The sequence below is a fragment of the Pseudomonas sp. SCA2728.1_7 genome, from assembly GCF_018138145.1.
Classification (GTDB): Bacteria; Pseudomonadota; Gammaproteobacteria; order Pseudomonadales; family Pseudomonadaceae; genus Aquipseudomonas; species Aquipseudomonas koreensis_A.
Genome location: NZ_CP073104.1, coordinates 2,134,834 through 2,153,184, shown reverse-complemented (window position 1 = coordinate 2,153,184; position 18,351 = coordinate 2,134,834). Strand labels below are relative to the sequence as shown.

The following is an 18,351-nucleotide window of genomic DNA, read 5'->3' as shown; positions in this document are numbered from 1 at the left end:
GCTTTCTGCGCGACAACGCCGGCAACCTGCTCGAACTCATCGAATTACCGGTCCTCTGGGCCGGACAAGGAGCACAACCATGAAACTGGCAACCCTCAGGAACGGTAACCGCGACGGCCAACTGGTCATCGTTTCCCGCGATCTGCGTCGTGCGACCCTGGCCGGCGGCATCGCCGGCACGCTACAAGCGGCCATCGAGCAATGGGATCGCTGCGAGCCCTTGCTTCAGGCAATTTACCAGCGATTGAATGATGGCCTGGAGGCAGACGCCTTCGACTTCGATTCGCGCCTGGCCATGGCGCCGTTGCCTCGGGCCTACCAGTGGGCCGATGCGTCGGCGTTTCTCAACCACGGCAACCTGATGGAGCAGGCCTACAAGTTGGACATCAAGAAAGACCCTGGCGTCCCGATTCTCTACCAGGGCGCAGGTGATGACTTCATGGGCCCTTGCGACGACTATCCGGTGCAGGGCGAGGAGCACCAGATCGACTTCGAAGGGGAGGTTGCAGTGATTCTCGACGATGTCCCCATGGGCGTGCAGCCAGCGGCAGCCGCCGGGCACATCAAGCTGCTGATGTTGCTCAACGACGTCAGCCTGCGAGCCCACCTGTTCAAGGAGGTGAGCATTGGCTTCGGCCCGTTGCGGTCCAAACCGAGCACGGTGTTTGCCCCGGTGGCGGTCACCCCGGATGAACTGGGCCGGGACTGGTGCGACGGCCGCGTGCACCTGGACTTGCATGTGCATTGCAATGGCGAACTGTTCGGCCACCCTAATGGGGCTGAGATGGACTTCAGCTTCCCGGAACTGGTCATGCACTTGGCCCGCACCCGCAAGCTGGGCGCTGGCACGGTATTGGGTTCGGGTACCTTCTCCAACCGTGGCTGGCGCGAGGTAGGTTCGGCGTGCCTGGCGGAACGCAGGGCAGTGGAAATGATTGAGTTCGGCGAGGCGCGCACGCAGTTCTTGCGCTTTGGTGATCGGCTGCGTTTCGAGATCCTGGGGCGTGATGGGCACAGCGTGTTCGGCGCCATCGACCACCGTTTCGTGGCTGCGGAGTGACGCCAATGCATGTCGTGATTACCGGGGCCAACGGTTTTGTCGGCCAGAACCTGGTCAGCCGCCTGCTTGCAGACCCCCGTGCCTTGCCAGGCTGGAGCCGCCTCACGCTGCTGGATCTTGCCTTCGAGCAGCCGCTGCGCGACCCTCGGGTTCGCTGCCTGGAGGGCGACCTGAACGATCCAGCGCTGATCGCCGATACGCTGGATGAGCCGGTGGCAGTACTTTTCCATCTGGGCAGCGTGCCCGGAGGGCTCGCCGAGCGTGAATATGAGCTGGGCCGACGGGTCAACCTTGATGCCACCCTGGCGCTGTTCGAGGCCTTGCGTTCACAGGAACACCCCGCACGCGTGGTTTTTGCCAGCACCATCGCCGTTTATGGCGCGCTGCCGGAGGGCCCCATGGATGAGTCGGCGCCGCTGCTCCCCCAACTGAGCTACGGCACCCAGAAGCTCATTGGTGAATTGTTGCTGGAGGACTTTTCCCGTCGAGGCGAGCTGGATGGCATCGCGTTGCGCCTGCCTGGCATCGTGGCCAGGCCACCCCAGCCGTCCGGACTCCTGTCGGCATTCATGAGCGACCTGTTCTGGAGCCTGCGCGACGGCCAGCCGTTCGTTTGCCCGGTAAGCCCGCAGGGCACCGCCTGGTGGATGTCGGTGGCCTGCTGCGTGGACAACCTCCTGCATGCTGCGCGTCAGCCTGCCGTGTCGCTGGCCGGACACCGCACGATCACCTTGCCCGTGCTGCACCTGAGCGTTGAGGCGGTGGTGGAGGGCCTGTGCCAGAGATATGGCGAGGACCGCCAGCAACTGGTCAGCTATCGCCCCGATCCCGCCCTGGCGCAGGCTTTTGCAAAGTATCCGGCGCTGGCGACCCCTGTGGCCGAGCGCCTTGGCTTTGCACATGACGGGGACCTTGCCGGGCTGATCGCCCGAACCCTCGACGGATAACCCGTAATCCGCGTGCTCGACAAAAAAGAACAATAACAAGAACACTGGAGAACACCATGAACACCTCTGTCACTGCTGGTCGTCCGGTAGCGCGCATTGCGACCTACCTGCTATTGCTCATTAACTGTCTTGCGCCTCTGGCAGCCATTATCGTCGCGCCGAGCCTGCCACAGATGCAGGCCCATTTTGCCCACGTTCCCAATGTCGAGTTCCTGGTCCCTGTGTCATTGGCCATCCCTGGTCTGATGGTGGCCTTGCTTAGCCCGCTGGTGGGTTTTTTCGCTGATCGGGTTGGTCGCAAACGGCTGCTGATCATCGCCATGGTCGGCTATGGCGTCATGGGCGTGCTACCGCTCGTACTGCCTTCGCTGCACGCCATCATTGTCAGCCGGATCCTGCTCGGCTGTATGGAGGCAGGTGTCGTGACGATCAGTACGACACTGATCGGTGACTACTACAACGGGGCGCTGCGCCAACGTTACCTGGCGCTGCAGACTACATTCGCTGCCAGTTCGGCCATTCTGTTCTTCATGATCGGCGGGGCGTTGGGCGAATTCGGCTGGCAGGTGCCCTACGTTGTTTACCTGGTAGCGATAGTCATGGCCGTGTTCGCCTACTTCCTGCTGAGGGAGCCCATGGCCGAGGGCGGTGCCGGCCAGTCCCAGGAAGGCTCTGTACGCTTGCGTCCTTCTCTGCTGGCTGTGATTTGCGCACTCACCCTTGCAGGCGGCGCCGCGTTCATGGTGATGCAGATCCAGCTGGCTTACCTGCTGGGTGATATCGGCCACGGTTCGCCAAGCACCGCGGGCATGATCGCATCGGCGGGAAGCGTCATGATCGTGCTCGGTACCCTGAGCGTGCACCTGCTGCTGCGCCTGAAACTGCGGATCCCGCACTGCCTGGCCGTCGCGTTTGCCTTGATCGGTCTCAGCTTCCTGATGGTGCCCTGGGCGAAAGATGTGCAACTGATGCTGCTGATTGCGTTAATTAATGGCCTGGGTTGCGGCCTGATGCTACCCAGCCTCGCGATTTGGAACATGCGCGAATTGCCGTCACATCGGCGCGGGTTAGGAACCGGCATCTGGTATGGCAGCTACTGCCTGGGCGCTTTCCTGAGCCCGCTGCTGATCGTTGCGGCCACGCCATACACCGGCGGGGTGGCCGCGACCGTGGGACTGGCTGCCTGGATCCTGTTGTCGATGGCCGTGGTCGCGCTGCTCTGCGCCATGCTTAGCCGTCCCCGCTCTGCCTTTCTATCGAACGCTTGCAACATTGAGGAAGCTTGAACATGAGCACCATGAATGGACAGCGCCTGGCTGGCAAGACTGCATTGATCACCGGCATCGGAAATGGCATCGGCCAGGCCTGCGCTTTGTTGTTTGCCCGCCAGGGTGCCAGGGTTCTTGGCTGTGATTGGGACCCTGAGGCGGCGGCCGAAACCTTGGCCCTTGCCCAGGCAGAGGGGCACGAATCCTTTGCCGTGCACTGCTGCGACCTGACTCAGCCACAAGCGGTTGAAGAGTGGGTGAAATGGGCCTGTGCACAGGGTGATGGCGGTTTCGATTGCCTGGTCAATGCGGCGGCGTTCGGCGCCTTCGCCTGGATCGAGGAGATGGACTACGAGAGCCAGTGGCGGCGCACATTGACCGGAGAGCTGGACATCGTCTTCCTCGCCTGCAAGGCGGCCTGGCCAGTGCTCAAGACCAGGGGCGGCGGCTCGGTGATCAATTTCGCCTCGGCCAACGCTCGCATGGCGCTTGAAGGCTCGCCGGCCCTGGCTCACTGCGCCGGTAAGGGCGGGGTACTTGCCATGACCCGGCAACTGGCGATGGAGGGCGGGCCACACCGCATCAGGGTCAATAGCCTGTCACCAGGACTCATCGAAACCGCCGCTACCCGGGCACACATGGCACGGGATCCAGGGCTGCGTCAGACGGCGCTGGGGCGACAATTTTTGCGCCAGCGTCTCGGTCAACCAGACGACGTCGCCTGGGCCGCGGTTTACCTGGCTTCGGATGAAGCCGCCTGGGTCACCGGGGCGGATCTTGCCATAGACGCCGGCGCAACAGCCGGCTGAATCGTCGTTCAGTCTCCCCCCGCGCCGTACTCAGGCGGCGCGGACGGGCAACATCTGTCTTAAAAAAACAACAATAAGGTCAGTCCACATGAACTACGTACATGCAAAGGTCCTTGCTGCATCCCTGCTGCTCACCGCCGCAAGCGGGGGGCAGGCGATCGAGTTGGCGCGAGAGCAGGGAGAGCGGCTGCAACTGCCGTCCAGTATCGACAACAGCCTTCCCAACGAGCGGCAGGGCCCTCGGGTACTGAGCCCCGAGCCTCGCAAGCCTGCCACCCCCGGGCGACCTTTTGAAGAGCAGGGCCGTGGGCTGGCTGATCACGGCATCAGTCCGAAGCTGGACATGACCCAGATCTATCTGCGCAACCCGAGCACTGGCCTGGACACCGGCAATCATGAATCGCTGACGTTGTTTGGCATTGGCGCGGATTTCGACATGCAGAAGCTGGCCGGCATCGACGGCGGCGTGGTCCATTTCCAGCAACTGTATGTTCCCTGGACCTCGAATATCGCCTATGGCGGTCAAGTAGGGGGTGTCACTGTGGGCAAACCCGCTCCCTACATTCCCAAAGTAAGTCACCTGACATTGTTCACCTACGAACAGCGCCTGCTCGAGGATCGTCTGACACTCGAAGCAGGCAAGAGCAATGCTGGCAACTATTTCGCATTGCCCATGTGCAACTTGCCCTTCGGCTGCGTCAGCCCTGCCATCCTGCAGGACACTGCGGGGATCAATCCACCGCCGTATGCCAACTGGGGTCTCCGTGGCGCCTATGACTTCAGCCCGCGGTGGCGCGCTCAGCTCGGCGCCTGGCGCAGTAACAACGCCTACCCCTTCACCAACGGCTGGGAGCGGCGTGAAGGCGACAGCGGCGGCACGCTCAGTACGGCTTACCTCGCCAATCTTGCCTACCGCACCGACTTCTCGATATCGACCTACCCGACATCCTTCGAGCTGATGGGCTTCTACAACAACCGTCGGCAGAAAGATCCTTACTACACCGTCGACGGCACGTCGCGCGCCACCAGCCAGGCAGAAGCCGCGACCCATGATGGCGTCAGGGGCTTCTACCTGGGTGCGAAGCAGACTTTCTGGCGCCTTGACGGTGGGCGAGCAGGGGAACGCAACCCCACGGCCCTGAGCGTTCACGGCAGCCTGTCCCACGTCTTCGAGGACACCACCGAGACCGGCGTGCGCAACCAGGGCGACCTTGGCCTGATCTTGTCGGGACCCTTCCGTAGTCGGCCTTTCGACAGCTACTCCGTCAAGGCCAGTTGGGCGCAGCTCACCGATCGCCAGCAGGGCTTCCTCGAGGAAACCCATGCGGTGAGCAGTGGCGGTGGCGACTATCGGCCAGGGCGGGACGAATACGCCATCAGCCTTGACGCCAACTTCGTACTGAACGACAGCATCGTCCTCAGCCCCTTCGTGACCCGTACGTTTGGCGCCAGCAGCTGGCTCAATCCTCGCACCGGCGAAAACCCGCGAGACGGCTACGCATTCGGTGTGCTGTTGCATGTACAGCTTGATCAATTGCTGGGCCTGAGCGGCCTGAGATAAACAGGAATAACCCTTTGATGTTCCCATCCAACTCTCGAATAGCCGTCGTCAACGGTGTTGCCAGTGGCCTGGGCAAGGTGTTCGCGCTGCTGCTGGCTGCCGCCGGCTTCAACCTGGCGCTGACGGACCCCGAGCCAGCCGACGGCACCGTCGCCGAGATCATCGAACACGGCGGCACGGCTTGGGCGCAATGCTGTGACCTGGTCGATCTGCCGCTGTCTCGGGTTTCGCGTAGGCGGTACTGGCGCGATTCGGGCGCTGCGATGCTGGTCAACAACGCCGCCTTCACCCCATTTTTGCGCAGCCTGGCGGAAACCGACGTGGACACCTGGTAACGTACCTTGGTCAGGCGTTCACCCCCGGCATGGCCGAACGCCGCTGGGGGCGGATCGTCAATATGGCGTCGAGCAATACCGGGCGACCGCAGAAAGGCTTCTTCGCCTACATCGCCAGCAAGTGCGGAGTCATCGGCCTGACCCGGGCACTGGCTGCGGAGCTGGGTGATTGCGGCATCACCGTGAATGCCATCTCCCCTGGCCTGATCCGTCATCGTGGCACTGAAGCCGCTTTGCCGGGTGACCTGTTCATGCGCGAGGCGCAGTTGATAACGCGCACGGGCGTGCCAGAGGACCTCTGCGGGCTGCTGGCCTTCCTGACTTCGGAGAAGTCCGGTTACATTACCGGCCAGGTCTTCAACGTTGATGGTGGTTTTTTGCTCGGTTGATAGCTGCTGTCTCATGCACTCCGGCCCAGTGGCTAGGCTTCCTGCAGGTCTGGCCGCTTGGGGTATCATGGTGGTTGGTTCTGAAGGAGGTATAGTGGGCATTACCGAGCAGCGGATACTGGCACAGCCAAAATGCAAACCGCGAAGCTTGACTCAGCAAGTGGTTATGGTGCTGACCGAGCGCATTCGCAGTGGCCAGCTCAAGCGCGGCGACCAGTTGCCGACCGAATCGCAGCTCATGGCCGAGCAGGGCGTCAGCCGCACTGTGGTACGTGAAGTGATGTCGCGGCTGCAGGCGGCCGGACAGGTTGAGACCCGCCATGGCATCGGTTCCTTTGTCCTGAGTCCGCCATGTACCGATTCATTTCGACTAGACCCTTCCACTATGGTCACCATCCGCGAAGTGCTAGCGATTCTGGAACTGCGTATCGCCTTGGAGATAGAGTCGGCTGGGCTGGCTGCGCAGCGGCGTAGTGATGCGCAGCTGGCTGACATGCGGGCCGCGTTGGATGAGCTCAACGAGGGAGCTGCTCACTCCACCGATAAGGCGTCTGCGGACTATCGTTTCCACCAGTGCATCGCTCAGGCCAGTGGCAATCGGTATTTCACTGATATCATCAACCACCTTGGCACAGGCATCATTCCGCGTACCTGGCTCGATTCCGCGCGCTTGGGACACCACGATCAAGCCAGTTACATGCTTCGTTTGAAGCACGAGCATGAAGCAATTTATGACGCTGTCGCCCGTCGTGACAGTGAAGGAGCGAGAATGGCCATGCGCATGCACTTAAGCCGGAGTAAAGAGCAGTTTGGCCAAGCGCACGAGGAGGAAGAGATACGCCTCCGGTAGCAGCCTGAATTGTGTTGAATGGCCCACGACTCCCTACAAAGCTGAGTCAGGAAAGCAGCGGCAGCTACCGCTTCCAACTCTTACCCGCTTCGTACAAAACCGCCCTCCGTGCGGTTCTTTCTTCTCCAGGTGGAAGTCTCCCAGGCCGCCTCAACCACACAGTCATGCAAGTGTTGCCAGAATTATGCGATGAAGGAGCGATTCGAACTCTCAGCGTCCGCCAGTCTGTAGGTTGCAAATACACGCTGACGCGACGGCTGCTTAGGGCCCAGAGTGTGTAAAAACGCCTCCCAGAACCCTTGCTATGATTTCTGATGATTTCATCGCAGGGATCGCCCATGAAACGCTTTATTCAAGGCGAACACCGAGGTCAAAGCAGCTTGCTTCCCGAAAGCCTCGACTACTATGTCAGCGATACCAACCCGGTGCGTATAGTCGACGTCTTTGTCGACGAACTCGACCAGGGCAAGCTGGGTTTTGAAGGCATCATTCCCGCAGATACAGGGAGGCCCCCGTACCACCCCGCGATCCTGCTGAAGATCTACATATACGGCTACCTCAACCGTATTCAATCAAGCCGGCGCCTGGAGCGAAAAGCCCAGCGCAACATCGAGTTGATGTGGTTGACTGGTCGCTTGATGCCGGACTTCAAAACCATCGCCAATTTCCACAAAAACAATGGCAAGGCAATCCGCGGGATCTGTCGTCAATTTGTGGTGTTGTGCCAGCAACTGGGATTGTTCTCGGAAGCGCTCGTTGCCATCGACGGCAGCAAGTTCAAGGCGGTCAATGATCGGGATCGGAACTTCACCAGTGCCAAACTTCGACGGCGAATGGAGGAAGTTGAGTCCAGTATCAATCGCTATCTGACCGCACTTGATATCGCAGACCGTCAGGAGCCTTCCGTTGCCTAGGCCAAAGCCGAATGCCTCCATGACAAGATCGCGGCCTTGAAAGCCAAGATGCAGGAGCTCAAGCAAATCGAGGTACAGCTAAACGAAGCGCCGGATAAACAGATCTCGCTAACCGATCCTGATGCTCGCTCGATGAAGACGCGCGGAACAGGAATGGTCGGCTACAAACGTCCAGACTGCAGCTGATGCGAAGCACCACCTGATGGTGGCGCACGAGGTAACGAATGATGGCGTGGATCAAAACCAGCTGAGTTCGATGGCCAAGCATGCACGAGCGGCCATGGGTGTCGAAGAACTGTCGGCAGTCGCAGACAGAGGGTATTTCAAAGGCGAAGAAATCCTGGCGTGCCATGAAGCTGGAATTACTGTTTTCGTGCCCGAGACGCTGACCTCGGGAACGACAGCGGCTGGCCGCTTCGGCAAAGATGATTTCATCTATGACGCATCAACGAACGAGTATCGATGCCCTGCTGGGCAAAGCTTGATTGAGAAAGGGCTGAAGCTGCATTGTTACTGGAGTTCGCACTGTCAGAGTTGAGCACAAAAGTAGCGCTGCACGCCAGCTCTGAGCGGCAAGTTAGTCGCTGGGAGCTTGAGTCGATACTTGAGATGATGCAGAGTCGCCTTGATCAAGCACCAGAAATGATGCGGATCCGCCGCCAAACGGTTCAACATCCCTTCGGCACACTGAAGTCCTGGATGGGGGCCACGCACTTCCTCACCAACAACCCTTGCCCGGGTGAGCACCGAGATGAGCCTGCATGTACTCGCCTATAACCTCAAATGCGTGCTACGGCTGTTGGGCAGTGAAGCCTTGATGGCGGCGATGAAGGCCTGCGGCCTTTTTAACATTGCAATAACCGCATCTAACGGGCCCCGCTCGGCAAGTGCCAATCAATACCAGCAACACTGATTTGGCTTGGTCGAGGCCTCTAGAGACATCCTGCGCAGCGAAAAAAAACACCGATTACCCAACTCTCTGCACCCATAGCGTTTCTACACACTCTGGGCCGTTCTCTGCCGGTTATCGCCACGAAGCGAGGTGGTCAAATCTGATGCAAATGGCTAGTCGGGTCGAATGCAAACGGGTGGGCAAGACTATGTAACTACTCATACCCCTAACTGGAAGCATTGGGCCAGGGGGCCGAGAATAGAACTGTGGATCGGAAAAAAAGTGCTGTTATCAGGAGCAAGGCCCTGCCAGCTGTAAGGGATGTCCACTAACGCGGAACTGACGGCTACTTACGCCCGCGAGCATGGGCATCTCATTAGCTCCGGTGCTGAACATTCCAACAGAGAGTATTCGTGTCGCACTCAGAGATATTTTTTGAACGTCGCCGTCGTGATGGCCATGGCCACCCCGAGCATCACGGCGCACGGCAGAAATACCGCCATGGGATTGAGCGAAAAGGGCAGCGACAGATAAAGGATCCAGGGTACGCTCAGCAGTGGCATGACCGCTCGCTTGGCCCGGTGATAAACAAAGCTGCTTTCTCGTCCCGCACCGAATTTGCGCAGGTCGCGGCGCATCAGACCGTCAATGAAACCGGTGAACATGGCCAGCAGAAACAAGGGGGTCGCCAGGGCCAGAATGCTCAGACGCACCACGAAGGTGAAGCTGACATACACCGCCGCCAGGACAAAATCCTCAATGCTCACATACAGCTGATTAATCCCTCCCCACGAACCGTTGTCCTGGCTCGACATCCGCGCCTGCTGGGCGAAATCCGCAAAACCGGTGTTGACCAACAACCATTGATGGAGGAAGTCCAGCCACTGGACAACCGTCTGTCCAGGTCTCTGGAGGATCAGTGAGGATTTGAAGTGCTCACTGAGCCAGCCCAGTTCACTGCTCAGCATCGCCTGACTGTGTCGCCAGCCTTGATCGCCCCAGAACAGCAGCAGACCGACGAACTCGACCAGGATTGAGAACAGCAACGAGGCGATCAGCAAACCGATAATGCGCAAGACCAGGCTAATCGCCGAGACGATCAGCCCAGGGCGCTGGATGGGTTGCGGTGGAGGGCGCTGAGCTGAAGTCATCCTCCTTGACTCCGCGAGGCGCGCTGGGCCGACATCGTCATGGGACCTCCTGAGTAGGCCCACTCGTGTCCACCGCTACAGAGGGGCGGGCTGGCGTGACTCGGTCCGGATCGAAGTCGAGCGTGGGACCGCCCCCGCTGGCACTCCACCAGTGTCCCGCCTGCTCGTTGTAGCTGGCGCGCATCCGCTGAGTCAGCTCCTGCAGATTCTTGGGCATGGCATCGTCCGGCGAAGGCTTGGGCAGTGGCATGCGGACTTTCCAGAGCTGCCCTCCCACCTGGAAGGAGAACATCTGCCCTTTGGGCAAACTGACGATGTGAGCCGGCTCGATCAGGGGCACGCTGGTGCTGCTGACCCGGTCTTGGGAGGACGAGGTGAAGTCCGTGTTGGCCTCGGGGTCGGAGGTGTCTGTGGCACCCGAGACCAAGGTTTTGGTCAGCACGTTGATCTTAGGCAACTGTTGGGTGAGCAGCTCCGCAGTGGCGGTTTCGCGCACTCGGAGCATCTGCAGGGTGTTGAAATTACCGATGACCTGGCCGGCTTTCGCGCGGTTGCCGATGCGCGCCTCGATATCGCTGAGGGTCTGGGTGTACGCCGTCACCTGGATGCCCGCTCCGCCGCCCTTGTTGATCAGCGGAATGAATTCATCACCCATCAACTCGTTGAACTCATCGGCATGCAGGTTAATCGGTAGCTTGTCGGCGCTGCTGCCTGCGGAAGGCAAGCCATGGTCGATGCCATGCTTGTAGATGTGCCCAGCCACCGAGACCAGATCGGCGAACATGGAGTTGCCTACGGCGGCAGCCACTTCCGCGTCGGTCAGCGCATCCAGACCGACATAGACGATGCCGCGTTTGCGGATGATCTGCATCCAGTCGAAGATTGGCCGTGGATCCTCCAGATCAGTGTAATTGGGGGCCAGCAACTGCGCGGTCTTGCCGGTGGTGAGTTTTTCCAGCAGCGGCAGCAGCGAGGCGACGATTTTGTCGAAGTAGGTGCGGTCATAGCGCACTGCCGATCGCAGCCCGTCCAGCACCGGATCAAAGACTCGTTTCACTGCCAGGTATTGTTCGATGGCCACCACGCGCTTTTCGCGGCCGACCATATGCCGGGGAATGTTCTTCTCGGTGAGCTTACCTTCAAGCTGGACGATCACTTCCCAGGCCTTCGGATCGGTCTTGGCGAAAAACTGCTGGGCGTATTCGATGAACAGTGCGTCGATGTTGACCACATGTCGCTGGATCTGCAGGTAGTCCGGGCGTCGGCCCAGCTCGATCAGTGCGCGGGCGATGATGTTGACGAAACGCCAGGCGAACTCACGAAAGGCTGCGGAGTTGCCTTCACCACTGAGCTGCCCAGCAATGCGCGACGCCACTTCCGAGATGCGCCCGAAACGTCCCACGGCGTTGTAGCGCGCGGAGATCTCCGGCCAGCCTAGATGAAACACATAAAACTCCTTCTCCCGACCGGCGCGTTTGGCTTCGACGTACATGCGCTTGAGCAGGTCGGCATCGCCTTTCGGGTCGAAGACAATCACTACCTCGTGTTCGACTCGGTGTATGTCCTGGGTGATGTACACCTCAGCCAGCCGCGTCTTGCCGACGCGGGTAGTGCCCAGCACCAGGGTGTGTCCGACCCGTTCACCCAGCGGCAGACTGACTTCCGTTTCGTCGGGCTCGACCCCATGTAGCAGCGACGAGCCGCCTACCGGGGGCAAAGGGCGCACCCGATTGAAGGCGTTGTCCCAGGCCGTGACACGCGCCAGGGTCGAGAGCGGAAATGGCGCATGTTCCAGGCGCCGTTCGAGTTCACGGGCCAGACGATAGCAGGTCGGTTGGTCGACATAATGAGCAACCGCCGGATCCTGGGCCTCCGCCAAGCGCTGGGTGTGCAGGCGTGTCCAGCGAAAGCCGCGGCCCATGAACAAACGCTTACGACTGACCGGAATCTGTCGGCTGGTCAGTTCGTAGCGAGGCAGCCGGCGGATATTGCGCCGATAGCGCAGCACCTCCCAGGCTTGTTGCAGCCGGATCAGGCCGAACAGGGCATAGGCCAGCGCTGCAACCACACCGATCTCGGGTGACAGGGCCACAGCCCAGGGCGAGTACACGCACAACACTCCGGCAGCGACGCAGATCGCTACCGTGTACAGCTCCACTGCCGGCCGGAGCTTGGACTCCATCGCATGCTCGGCCATGACCTGGACTCACTGTTCCAGTGAGGTGGCAGTGATCAAGACGGGGTAGTGCTCAATCTGCAGGCGAATGGCAATGTCGTTGCCGTTGACCGGCAGGATGGTGATGCCCGGAGCGGCTGCGCGAATTCGGGCCAGGGCTTCAGTGTCGGCCACTTCGACGGCGAGGCCAGCCGCGCCCATTTCCTGCAGTTCCGTCGCACGTTGATGCAACCAAGCCAGTGATTGGGGATCGTCACCGACCAGGAAAAATGGCCGCAAACCCGGCATGTCCAGCGTGCGAGACGTGATATGGCCGGGGCTCAAGTGAGAGCTGCGGATCGGCAGTATCCAGGCTTCATCGGCAAACGCGGACAGGTCCGCATGCATAGCCCGATCAGGCTGGGCCCCGTTGCTTATTGACGGCCTGGCAGCTGGTCGGGTGTAGTCGCTAGGCTGATCCCCGGCTATGGTCAATTCCGGTTGGGCGAAGGGTGCCAAGAGCAAGGTGAAATAACAGGCGATTGGGATTCGCTTCATGGTGGTGTGCCCTGTTTGAAGGAAACCAGCAACCGTTCGAATTGCCGGGTAAATTCGGCGCGGTAACGCGCGGCAGGTATACCTCCCGCTGGGCGGTGATAGCGCCCGGCAGCCAATACCCAATCACCGGTGGCGGCGTGATGCTCCTGCAACAGCGCGGCGGTCACCGCGAGATTTCGGTAGGGGTCGAGGGCTTCACAAGGGCTGGAAAAACGTTGCCCGTGATAACCCAGGTTGGTTTGCCCGAGTCCGGCATCGACCCGCTTGGCGTTTTGTCGGGCTAGCGCCTGAAGCAAGGCGTGACAGGCGGCTTGGCGAGTGGCGAAGCGGTAAGGGGTACCGGCAATATTCAGCGTCCACGGCCAGGGCAGCAGCCGACCTCGGACGCGAATGCCACTCTCCTGCAGGGCAATCGCAAACAGCACCGTAGAAGGGATGTCGGCGTCATGCGCCGCCAATTGGTAGGCAGGCGGCGGGAGTTCATCCGCCTGGACGGCAAGCATCGTCAGCAGGAGCGCAATACCACTCAATCGAGGCGTTGCCATTGTCCATTCACCTGTTGAAATGTGGCAGGCAATGACCCCAAGGCACCCAGGCTGAGCCAGCGACCACGGTCATGGTTTAGGGTGATCTGCCGGCGTTGAACCTTGGCCGGATCGATGTCGGCTTGCCGAGCCCAGCTACGGACGCGTTCATCCTCGCCTTGGCTGCCGACCAGGTAGATATCGAACGCCGTATCACTGCTTTGCAGGCGTTGCGCTTCGGCGGTGCATGCTGGGCAGTGGTCCTCGACAAACAGGGCCTGGCGCGGCGCGGCCGATGAGCTGGCAGGGGGCGGGGATGCCATGCCCTGGATCGGCAGCAGCCCGGGAAACAGCTTGGCCCAGGCCGTGGTGTAAGCGTTTTGATAGGCTAACTCGCGCTCGGCGCGTTTGGCTTCCAGCGCTACCTGTAATTCGGCATAGCGCTGGCGTTCTTGGTCGGTCTCGGCCTCGACTCCGAGTGCGGTCAACGGATCGAGGTTCGGGCTCCAGAAACCGCGTGGGCCGGCTTGGATCTGTTCGAAGCGCGTCCACTCCTGCTCCGTCAGACCCCAGCTCGCCGCCTGTTCAGAGTCAGAGCGCCCCAGCGGAGCAGACTGCGTGTCCTGGGTCCGTGACTGTGTCGTGACGGGGTTGCCCATCGCAGCGCCCGTGGCCAGTAGCGAAACGAGACAGACGACGGCGGGGAGTAGCGCTCTGTTCATGATCGCTTCTCAAGGGAGGTGCACGGTCTGGTCTGGCTGAGCGACCACTGCGAAGATGGCTGAGTTCGGCTCCAGTATTTTCAGGCGCCAAGCCCCTTGCTGCTCGCCGCTATGCAGCAGCCGAACATCCCTGAGCGAGCGGCTGTCATGAGGTGCGACCGCCAGAAAACGCTCACCCCCGCGGGACTCGACACTCAACACTGAAAACGGCGGCGAGAGCGAGATGGGTTTGGGGTGAGCGGTCTGTTTCGGCTTGGCCGTGGAAGACGTCGATGGTGGAGTTGATGGCTGGGTCTTGAGCTCCAGGAGCTGTTGCTCGACTTGCTCAAGGCGTGCGCGTAGCGCGGTCATGTCCGCTGCGGTGGCGCGGGCTGTCAGACCGTCGCGCAGTTCCTGTATTTCTTGCGCCCATTGATCCAGCATGGGATCGAGGGTATTGGCCTGTTGCTCACCGGTATCGACCATCTGCTTCAGGTCTTTCAGCGCGTACTGCAGTTTTTCCTGTGTATCCTTGAGGGCGTTTGAATCACGTTGCAGGGTGTCCAGGGTTTGTTGGGATTGGGTGTTCGTGCTCTGTAGCTCGGCCAGGTGTTGATATTGGTTATACAAACCACCGCTCAGACCGGCGACCGCGAGGCAAAGCAGCCCAATGATGAGGGTTTGAAACGTCGAGGCTTTCATGGGCGTGCCTCCGGCTGACGGGGCGAGGCCGGGCTGATCAGCGCGACACCGGCATCCGTTTTCTGCTGTTCGAAGCAGACGGAACGGCTGACTTCATCGGTCGTGAGTTGCCAGGCGGGGCCAGCCAGCACTTGTAGCGCGTTGCGCAACGGGATTGGGCCAAGCCGGTAATGAGCTGCGGGCAGAGGCCGGGTAAACAGCACCTTCACCGACGCGGAAACTGGACAGAGCGAATAGCCCGAGCGCTGCAATACGTACTGCAATGCATCCTGCACTAAAGGGCTCAGGCTGGACGGGATGTTCACGTCAATGATTTGGGCCAGAAGATCGCGTTGTTCCGCGGTGGGCTCGGTGCTGACCAGTGAGTAGCGGCCATAACGAAGTTCTGCCGGATGGCTTTCTTCGGCTGTGCCCCTCGAGTGCTGGGCCCGATTGGAGCCACCGTCGATTTCTGGATGGGTCGGCAATGTATTGGGGATTTGCGCGGTGCAGGCGCTCAGCAAACCCAGCAGGCAGACAGGCGTGAAAAAACGCTCCATGGAAAAAACCTCATGTCAGATTCAGTGCAGAACCTGACATGAGGTGAAGGAGCGATTCAGTGAGAAAGTCGATTCAAGGCGGGTCGTGTTAAAACTGAACGCATTGTTACTCATCAAAAACGGCGAGCCCATCCAAGACGGCAGCGTCGGGGTCGAAGATCAACAATCGCACATCCGCCAATGCCGCCAGATACAGTACGTTGACCAAAGTTTCCGGCGTGCCGGCGTCGAGCTGCTCTTGTCTCAGGGTTGAATAAGGTTGGCTCTCAATGTTCAGCAGGTTGTCGTCCGTCCATGGCGTGCCGATCAGTTTGCATCCGATACCGCAGCAATCCGGCAACGCGAACAGTTCGAACAAGAGGCCAGTTTGCCTCGGAACGAAGTGACTGACCCATTCTTCCAGATAAAGCATCGCTTCTTCGGGAAGGTGTGCGGTACTGATCTCCCAGGCTCGACTGTAGTGCCCCGTTTCGAAGCTCAAGCGATGGAACACGGCTTGGGCTTCTTCCAGGGAGTACAGGTCGCCGACGTGATGCCGCTCGTTGAGCACTTCTCCCATCACGGCGTAGATCACTTGGCGCACCAGCCCGGAGGACTGACAGCGTTCATCCAACTCAACCGGAATGGATTGGCCTTCGCTGATCAAGGCGAAATCGTCATTGAACAGACAGGGGAACAGCTGCAGCTCATCGTCGGGCAGATGGGCTTGTTAGTCGTGTACGGGTCGAAAGCAGGGAGGGCAGTCGTCTTCGTAGGTGATCTGCAGCAGCCGTTCGATATGAAGGTTGTCGTAGCCGCGAGCAAATGGGTTTGAAGCTGCCAGCAGGGTTGGGGCTTGGGGTGTGGGGGGCATGAGAGTTCTCCTGGATGAAAATGAACAAGGCGCCCGAAGGCGCCTGTGAGGGTTAAAGCCAGCCATATTCGGCAAGGGAGAGAGGACGACCTTCACCCACGATGAAGTGATCCATTACGCGCACTTCGATCAAGGCCAAGGCCTCCTTCAGCCGTGCGGTCAAGACGCGATCCGCCTGGCTGGGTTCCGTACAACCAGAGGGGTGGTTGTGCACAAAGATGGCGGCCGCTGCGTTATGTGCGAGGGAGCGCTTAACGACTTGGCGGGGGTAAACGCTGGCACCATCAATGCTGCCGTGAAAGAGGACTTCGAACGCCAGCACGCGGTGCTGGGCATCGAGAAAAATCACACCGAAGACTTCATGCTCTTGTTGCACAAGATGCAGTTTTAGGTATGAGGCCACGGCACCAGGTGACGTCAGGTTAGGGCCGCGGGCGAACAGCCGACGATCTAGAATATGCAGTGCCTTGTCGATCACCTGGTTTTCTTGGCTGATTCGATCAGTCTCGAAATCCGAGGTTTCAATTAGTGTGAATTGGGTGTTCATGGTGGTACCTCCGAAGGGAACAATCAGGGGTACACGCCCGAGGGGAGTGGCGTCCCCTAGATGGAAATAGAGTCGCGGGCATTAGCCGATGACGCGCTGTTTACAGCCGGGTGAATCGGTGACGTTGACCGTGTAGGGGTGAGCCACAACCGTCGCAGGGCAATGGGGAAAAGGCTTTTGTTCCCCAGCCGGTTTCGGGATCGAAGTCGGCACTGATGGGTATTAAGCGAACCAGTCCACGATGGATACCGGCGATGCGTTTCTCGATTTCATCCGTCGTGTAGTAGAGCGATAACGTGCTGTAGTCCTCGTACGCCACAGCGAACAGGCAGTCGTCGCAAAGCCAGAAGGATTCCATGTCGGTTCTCCTGTGCGGATTGAAGAAAAGGCGCTCGGGGGAGCGCCTTGATGAGGAACATCGTGGACTGTTCAGGCGGACTGAACGGTACGGGTGGCATCACGGCGGGCCGCCGTGCGGGGAGTGGGAGGAGAGTCAGGCTCGACCTGAGTCTCTGTTGGGTTGTCGATCTCCTCAGCTTCGGCGTCAGCCGATGGTGGGGATGGTTCACTGGTGGGTGCTTGCTCAGCAGGTGCTGTTGCTTCCTGCCTGGCGGGCGCTTTGTACTCGAACGTGCCGTTGACCTTGATCCAGTCAATGAACAGCAAGCGACCTTTCAGGCTGGCGCCTGGTTGACCTTGTTTATCGCCTTTCTCGTAGAGAAACGGATCGATCCACAGGTCGCCAATACGGAACGACAGCAAGACTTTTTTCTCGGCCTTGACGGCGTCCATATAAAGACGAATCAAGCGTTCAGCTTCACCCCCCGCGACTTTGCAGTCGAAGCGGGTGTACTCGACCGCATCGGTGGCGCCGTGCAGGGCTGCGATATCGCAGGCCATGAATGGCTGGCCGCGGCGGACTTGGACTTCTCGAACACGGTTGAGGTAACCGATACCGACGGTGTGCAGGTTGAAGTAAGTGGTCGCTTCTTGGGATTGGTTGGCGTGGGCCATGGTGGTTCTCCTGTTTCAAGGGGAACGGCGACGCACAGGCCCTGACGGGGAAGTGAGCCCCCGTCAGGGTGGGTAAGGTGAAGGCGAGCGATGAAGGACTTGGCACCGGCAAGCCGATGACGAGCAGAACTTTGCGTCTGGGGGAATAGCGATGCAGCAGAGGAACGTCTGCGGTAGTGGTCCGCAATCCTGGGGTAGTGGGCATTCATCACCGCTGAAGCGGTAACCGTGCGAGCTTCCGAACGCTGATCACACTTGGGTAAACCACCACGAACGTGGCGTAGCCTTGAAGGTTCTGGCTACCTGGGCTGGGCTGTCAACGACAGCGAACCACGCCCTTTGTATAAGCCCGTTACAGGGGAGCGTCAAGACGCTGCAACCCAGTTTTTTATCGCCGGAACTCAGTGGCAGTCACTGGAATGAAGAAAATGAAGAGTGAGCCTGACGGGTCGCCAGGCGAGGAAGAGAAAAGCCACCTTTGACGGTCTTGTGCAGTCGACAAGCTCCTCGCAAAGCTTGGTTTAACTGCATCATGATTCGCCAACCGACCCTTGTCGTGGCCTGGGTCGGAACATGCTGGCA

The 18,351-nt window shown here is 59.9% G+C and carries 18 protein-coding genes and 2 pseudogenes; 9 read left to right on the top strand and 11 right to left on the bottom strand.

Going from position 1 to position 18,351, the window contains the following annotated elements; genetic code table 11:
* Nucleotides 1–79: 79 nt before the first annotated feature.
* From KBP52_RS09475 to KBP52_RS09435, 9 genes and pseudogenes are all read left to right on the top strand, one after another.
* Complete coding sequence (locus tag KBP52_RS09475; RefSeq protein WP_012723209.1) at nucleotides 80–1,060, top strand: fumarylacetoacetate hydrolase family protein; 981 nt, start codon at nucleotides 80–82, stop codon at nucleotides 1,058–1,060.
* A gap of 5 nt (nucleotides 1,061–1,065) precedes the next feature.
* Nucleotides 1,066–2,007, top strand: a complete 942-nt coding sequence (locus tag KBP52_RS09470) for an NAD-dependent epimerase/dehydratase family protein (RefSeq protein ID WP_012723210.1) — start codon at nucleotides 1,066–1,068, stop codon at nucleotides 2,005–2,007.
* 56 nt (nucleotides 2,008–2,063) lie between these two features.
* The gene (locus tag KBP52_RS09465) at nucleotides 2,064–3,293 is read left to right on the top strand and encodes an MFS transporter (RefSeq protein ID WP_012723211.1); all 1,230 of its coding nucleotides are present in this window, start codon (nucleotides 2,064–2,066) and stop codon (nucleotides 3,291–3,293) included.
* A 2-nt stretch (nucleotides 3,294–3,295) separates the two neighbouring features.
* Nucleotides 3,296–4,084 carry an SDR family NAD(P)-dependent oxidoreductase gene (locus KBP52_RS09460; protein ID WP_043205078.1) on the top strand — a complete coding sequence of 263 codons (789 nt, stop codon included), beginning with the start codon at nucleotides 3,296–3,298 and terminating at the stop codon, nucleotides 4,082–4,084.
* A gap of 88 nt (nucleotides 4,085–4,172) precedes the next feature.
* On the top strand, nucleotides 4,173–5,645 hold the full coding sequence (locus KBP52_RS09455; protein ID WP_012723213.1) for a carbohydrate porin: 1,473 nt from the start codon (nucleotides 4,173–4,175) through the stop codon (nucleotides 5,643–5,645).
* A 17-nt stretch (nucleotides 5,646–5,662) separates the two neighbouring features.
* Nucleotides 5,663–5,980 carry an SDR family NAD(P)-dependent oxidoreductase gene (locus KBP52_RS09450; RefSeq protein WP_052308640.1) on the top strand — a complete coding sequence of 106 codons (318 nt, stop codon included), beginning with the start codon at nucleotides 5,663–5,665 and terminating at the stop codon, nucleotides 5,978–5,980.
* 29 nt (nucleotides 5,981–6,009) lie between these two features.
* The gene (locus KBP52_RS09445; RefSeq protein WP_052308642.1) at nucleotides 6,010–6,369 is read left to right on the top strand and encodes an SDR family oxidoreductase; all 360 of its coding nucleotides are present in this window, start codon (nucleotides 6,010–6,012) and stop codon (nucleotides 6,367–6,369) included.
* Nucleotides 6,370–6,469: 100 nt separating this feature from the next.
* Complete coding sequence (locus tag KBP52_RS09440) at nucleotides 6,470–7,219, top strand: FadR/GntR family transcriptional regulator (protein ID WP_043206170.1); 750 nt, start codon at nucleotides 6,470–6,472, stop codon at nucleotides 7,217–7,219.
* A gap of 338 nt (nucleotides 7,220–7,557) precedes the next feature.
* A pseudogene (locus KBP52_RS09435) lies at nucleotides 7,558–8,968 on the top strand (IS1182 family transposase); the annotation flags it as partial.
* 479 nt (nucleotides 8,969–9,447) lie between these two features.
* On the opposite strand, the gene KBP52_RS09430 reads toward KBP52_RS09435, so the two are convergent.
* The 11 genes and pseudogenes from KBP52_RS09430 to KBP52_RS09380 all read right to left on the bottom strand — a co-directional run bounded on the left by KBP52_RS09430 (nucleotide 9,448) and on the right by KBP52_RS09380 (nucleotide 17,769).
* Nucleotides 9,448–10,176: a TIGR03747 family integrating conjugative element membrane protein gene (locus KBP52_RS09430; RefSeq protein ID WP_012723215.1), complete on the bottom strand. Its 729-nt coding sequence runs from the start codon at nucleotides 10,174–10,176 to the stop codon at nucleotides 9,448–9,450.
* Between the two features lie 37 nt (nucleotides 10,177–10,213).
* Nucleotides 10,214–12,373 (bottom strand): type IV conjugative transfer system coupling protein TraD, encoded by a 2,160-nt coding sequence (gene traD / locus KBP52_RS09425; RefSeq protein WP_012723216.1) that lies wholly within the window; start codon nucleotides 12,371–12,373, stop codon nucleotides 10,214–10,216.
* 9 nt (nucleotides 12,374–12,382) lie between these two features.
* Nucleotides 12,383–12,889 carry an integrating conjugative element protein gene (locus KBP52_RS09420; RefSeq protein WP_012723217.1) on the bottom strand — a complete coding sequence of 169 codons (507 nt, stop codon included), beginning with the start codon at nucleotides 12,887–12,889 and terminating at the stop codon, nucleotides 12,383–12,385.
* Nucleotides 12,886–13,434, bottom strand: coding sequence for a hypothetical protein (locus KBP52_RS09415; RefSeq protein ID WP_012723218.1), 549 nt, complete (start codon nucleotides 13,432–13,434; stop codon nucleotides 12,886–12,888). The genes KBP52_RS09420 and KBP52_RS09415 overlap by 4 nt, the downstream gene beginning before the upstream one ends.
* On the bottom strand, nucleotides 13,416–14,135 hold the full coding sequence (locus tag KBP52_RS09410; protein ID WP_012723219.1) for a TIGR03759 family integrating conjugative element protein: 720 nt from the start codon (nucleotides 14,133–14,135) through the stop codon (nucleotides 13,416–13,418). The genes KBP52_RS09415 and KBP52_RS09410 overlap by 19 nt, the downstream gene beginning before the upstream one ends.
* Nucleotides 14,136–14,144: 9 nt before the next feature.
* Entirely contained in the window at nucleotides 14,145–14,816 is a 672-nt protein-coding gene (locus KBP52_RS09405; protein WP_012723220.1) for a hypothetical protein, read from the bottom strand.
* Nucleotides 14,813–15,355 carry a PilL N-terminal domain-containing protein gene (locus tag KBP52_RS09400; RefSeq protein ID WP_212622647.1) on the bottom strand — a complete coding sequence of 181 codons (543 nt, stop codon included), beginning with the start codon at nucleotides 15,353–15,355 and terminating at the stop codon, nucleotides 14,813–14,815. The genes KBP52_RS09405 and KBP52_RS09400 overlap by 4 nt, the downstream gene beginning before the upstream one ends.
* 106 nt (nucleotides 15,356–15,461) lie before the next feature.
* Nucleotides 15,462–16,208 (bottom strand): annotated as a pseudogene (locus KBP52_RS09395) (ABC transporter substrate-binding protein).
* 52 nt (nucleotides 16,209–16,260) lie between these two features.
* Nucleotides 16,261–16,755 (bottom strand): DNA repair protein RadC, encoded by a 495-nt coding sequence (radC, locus tag KBP52_RS09390; protein WP_012723221.1) that lies wholly within the window; start codon nucleotides 16,753–16,755, stop codon nucleotides 16,261–16,263.
* A 100-nt stretch (nucleotides 16,756–16,855) separates the two neighbouring features.
* The gene (locus KBP52_RS09385; RefSeq protein ID WP_043205083.1) at nucleotides 16,856–17,113 is read right to left on the bottom strand and encodes a hypothetical protein; all 258 of its coding nucleotides are present in this window, start codon (nucleotides 17,111–17,113) and stop codon (nucleotides 16,856–16,858) included.
* Nucleotides 17,114–17,184: 71 nt separating this feature from the next.
* Entirely contained in the window at nucleotides 17,185–17,769 is a 585-nt protein-coding gene (locus KBP52_RS09380; RefSeq protein ID WP_012723223.1) for an STY4534 family ICE replication protein, read from the bottom strand.
* Nucleotides 17,770–18,351 lie beyond the last annotated feature (582 nt).

Bases quoted from the DNA above. Each gene is read 5' to 3' on its own strand.
- KBP52_RS09450 (WP_052308640.1), top strand. From the start codon at position 5,663: ATGTTCCCATCCAACTCTCGAATAGCCGTCGTCAACGGTGTTGCCAGT.
- KBP52_RS09400 (WP_212622647.1), bottom strand. From the start codon at position 15,355: ATGGAGCGTTTTTTCACGCCTGTCTGCCTGCTGGGTTTGCTGAGCGCC.
- KBP52_RS09410 (WP_012723219.1), bottom strand. From the start codon at position 14,135: ATGAACAGAGCGCTACTCCCCGCCGTCGTCTGTCTCGTTTCGCTACTG.
- KBP52_RS09470 (WP_012723210.1), top strand. From the start codon at position 1,066: ATGCATGTCGTGATTACCGGGGCCAACGGTTTTGTCGGCCAGAACCTG.
- radC (WP_012723221.1), bottom strand. From the start codon at position 16,755: ATGAACACCCAATTCACACTAATTGAAACCTCGGATTTCGAGACTGAT.
- KBP52_RS09430 (WP_012723215.1), bottom strand. From the start codon at position 10,176: ATGACTTCAGCTCAGCGCCCTCCACCGCAACCCATCCAGCGCCCTGGG.
- KBP52_RS09460 (WP_043205078.1), top strand. From the start codon at position 3,296: ATGAGCACCATGAATGGACAGCGCCTGGCTGGCAAGACTGCATTGATC.
- KBP52_RS09385 (WP_043205083.1), bottom strand. From the start codon at position 17,113: ATGGAATCCTTCTGGCTTTGCGACGACTGCCTGTTCGCTGTGGCGTAC.
- KBP52_RS09445 (WP_052308642.1), top strand. From the start codon at position 6,010: ATGGCCGAACGCCGCTGGGGGCGGATCGTCAATATGGCGTCGAGCAAT.
- KBP52_RS09455 (WP_012723213.1), top strand. From the start codon at position 4,173: ATGAACTACGTACATGCAAAGGTCCTTGCTGCATCCCTGCTGCTCACC.
- KBP52_RS09465 (WP_012723211.1), top strand. From the start codon at position 2,064: ATGAACACCTCTGTCACTGCTGGTCGTCCGGTAGCGCGCATTGCGACC.
- KBP52_RS09380 (WP_012723223.1), bottom strand. From the start codon at position 17,769: ATGGCCCACGCCAACCAATCCCAAGAAGCGACCACTTACTTCAACCTG.
- KBP52_RS09420 (WP_012723217.1), bottom strand. From the start codon at position 12,889: ATGAAGCGAATCCCAATCGCCTGTTATTTCACCTTGCTCTTGGCACCC.
- KBP52_RS09415 (WP_012723218.1), bottom strand. From the start codon at position 13,434: ATGGCAACGCCTCGATTGAGTGGTATTGCGCTCCTGCTGACGATGCTT.
- KBP52_RS09405 (WP_012723220.1), bottom strand. From the start codon at position 14,816: ATGAAAGCCTCGACGTTTCAAACCCTCATCATTGGGCTGCTTTGCCTC.
- traD (WP_012723216.1), bottom strand. From the start codon at position 12,373: ATGGCCGAGCATGCGATGGAGTCCAAGCTCCGGCCGGCAGTGGAGCTG.
- KBP52_RS09475 (WP_012723209.1), top strand. From the start codon at position 80: ATGAAACTGGCAACCCTCAGGAACGGTAACCGCGACGGCCAACTGGTC.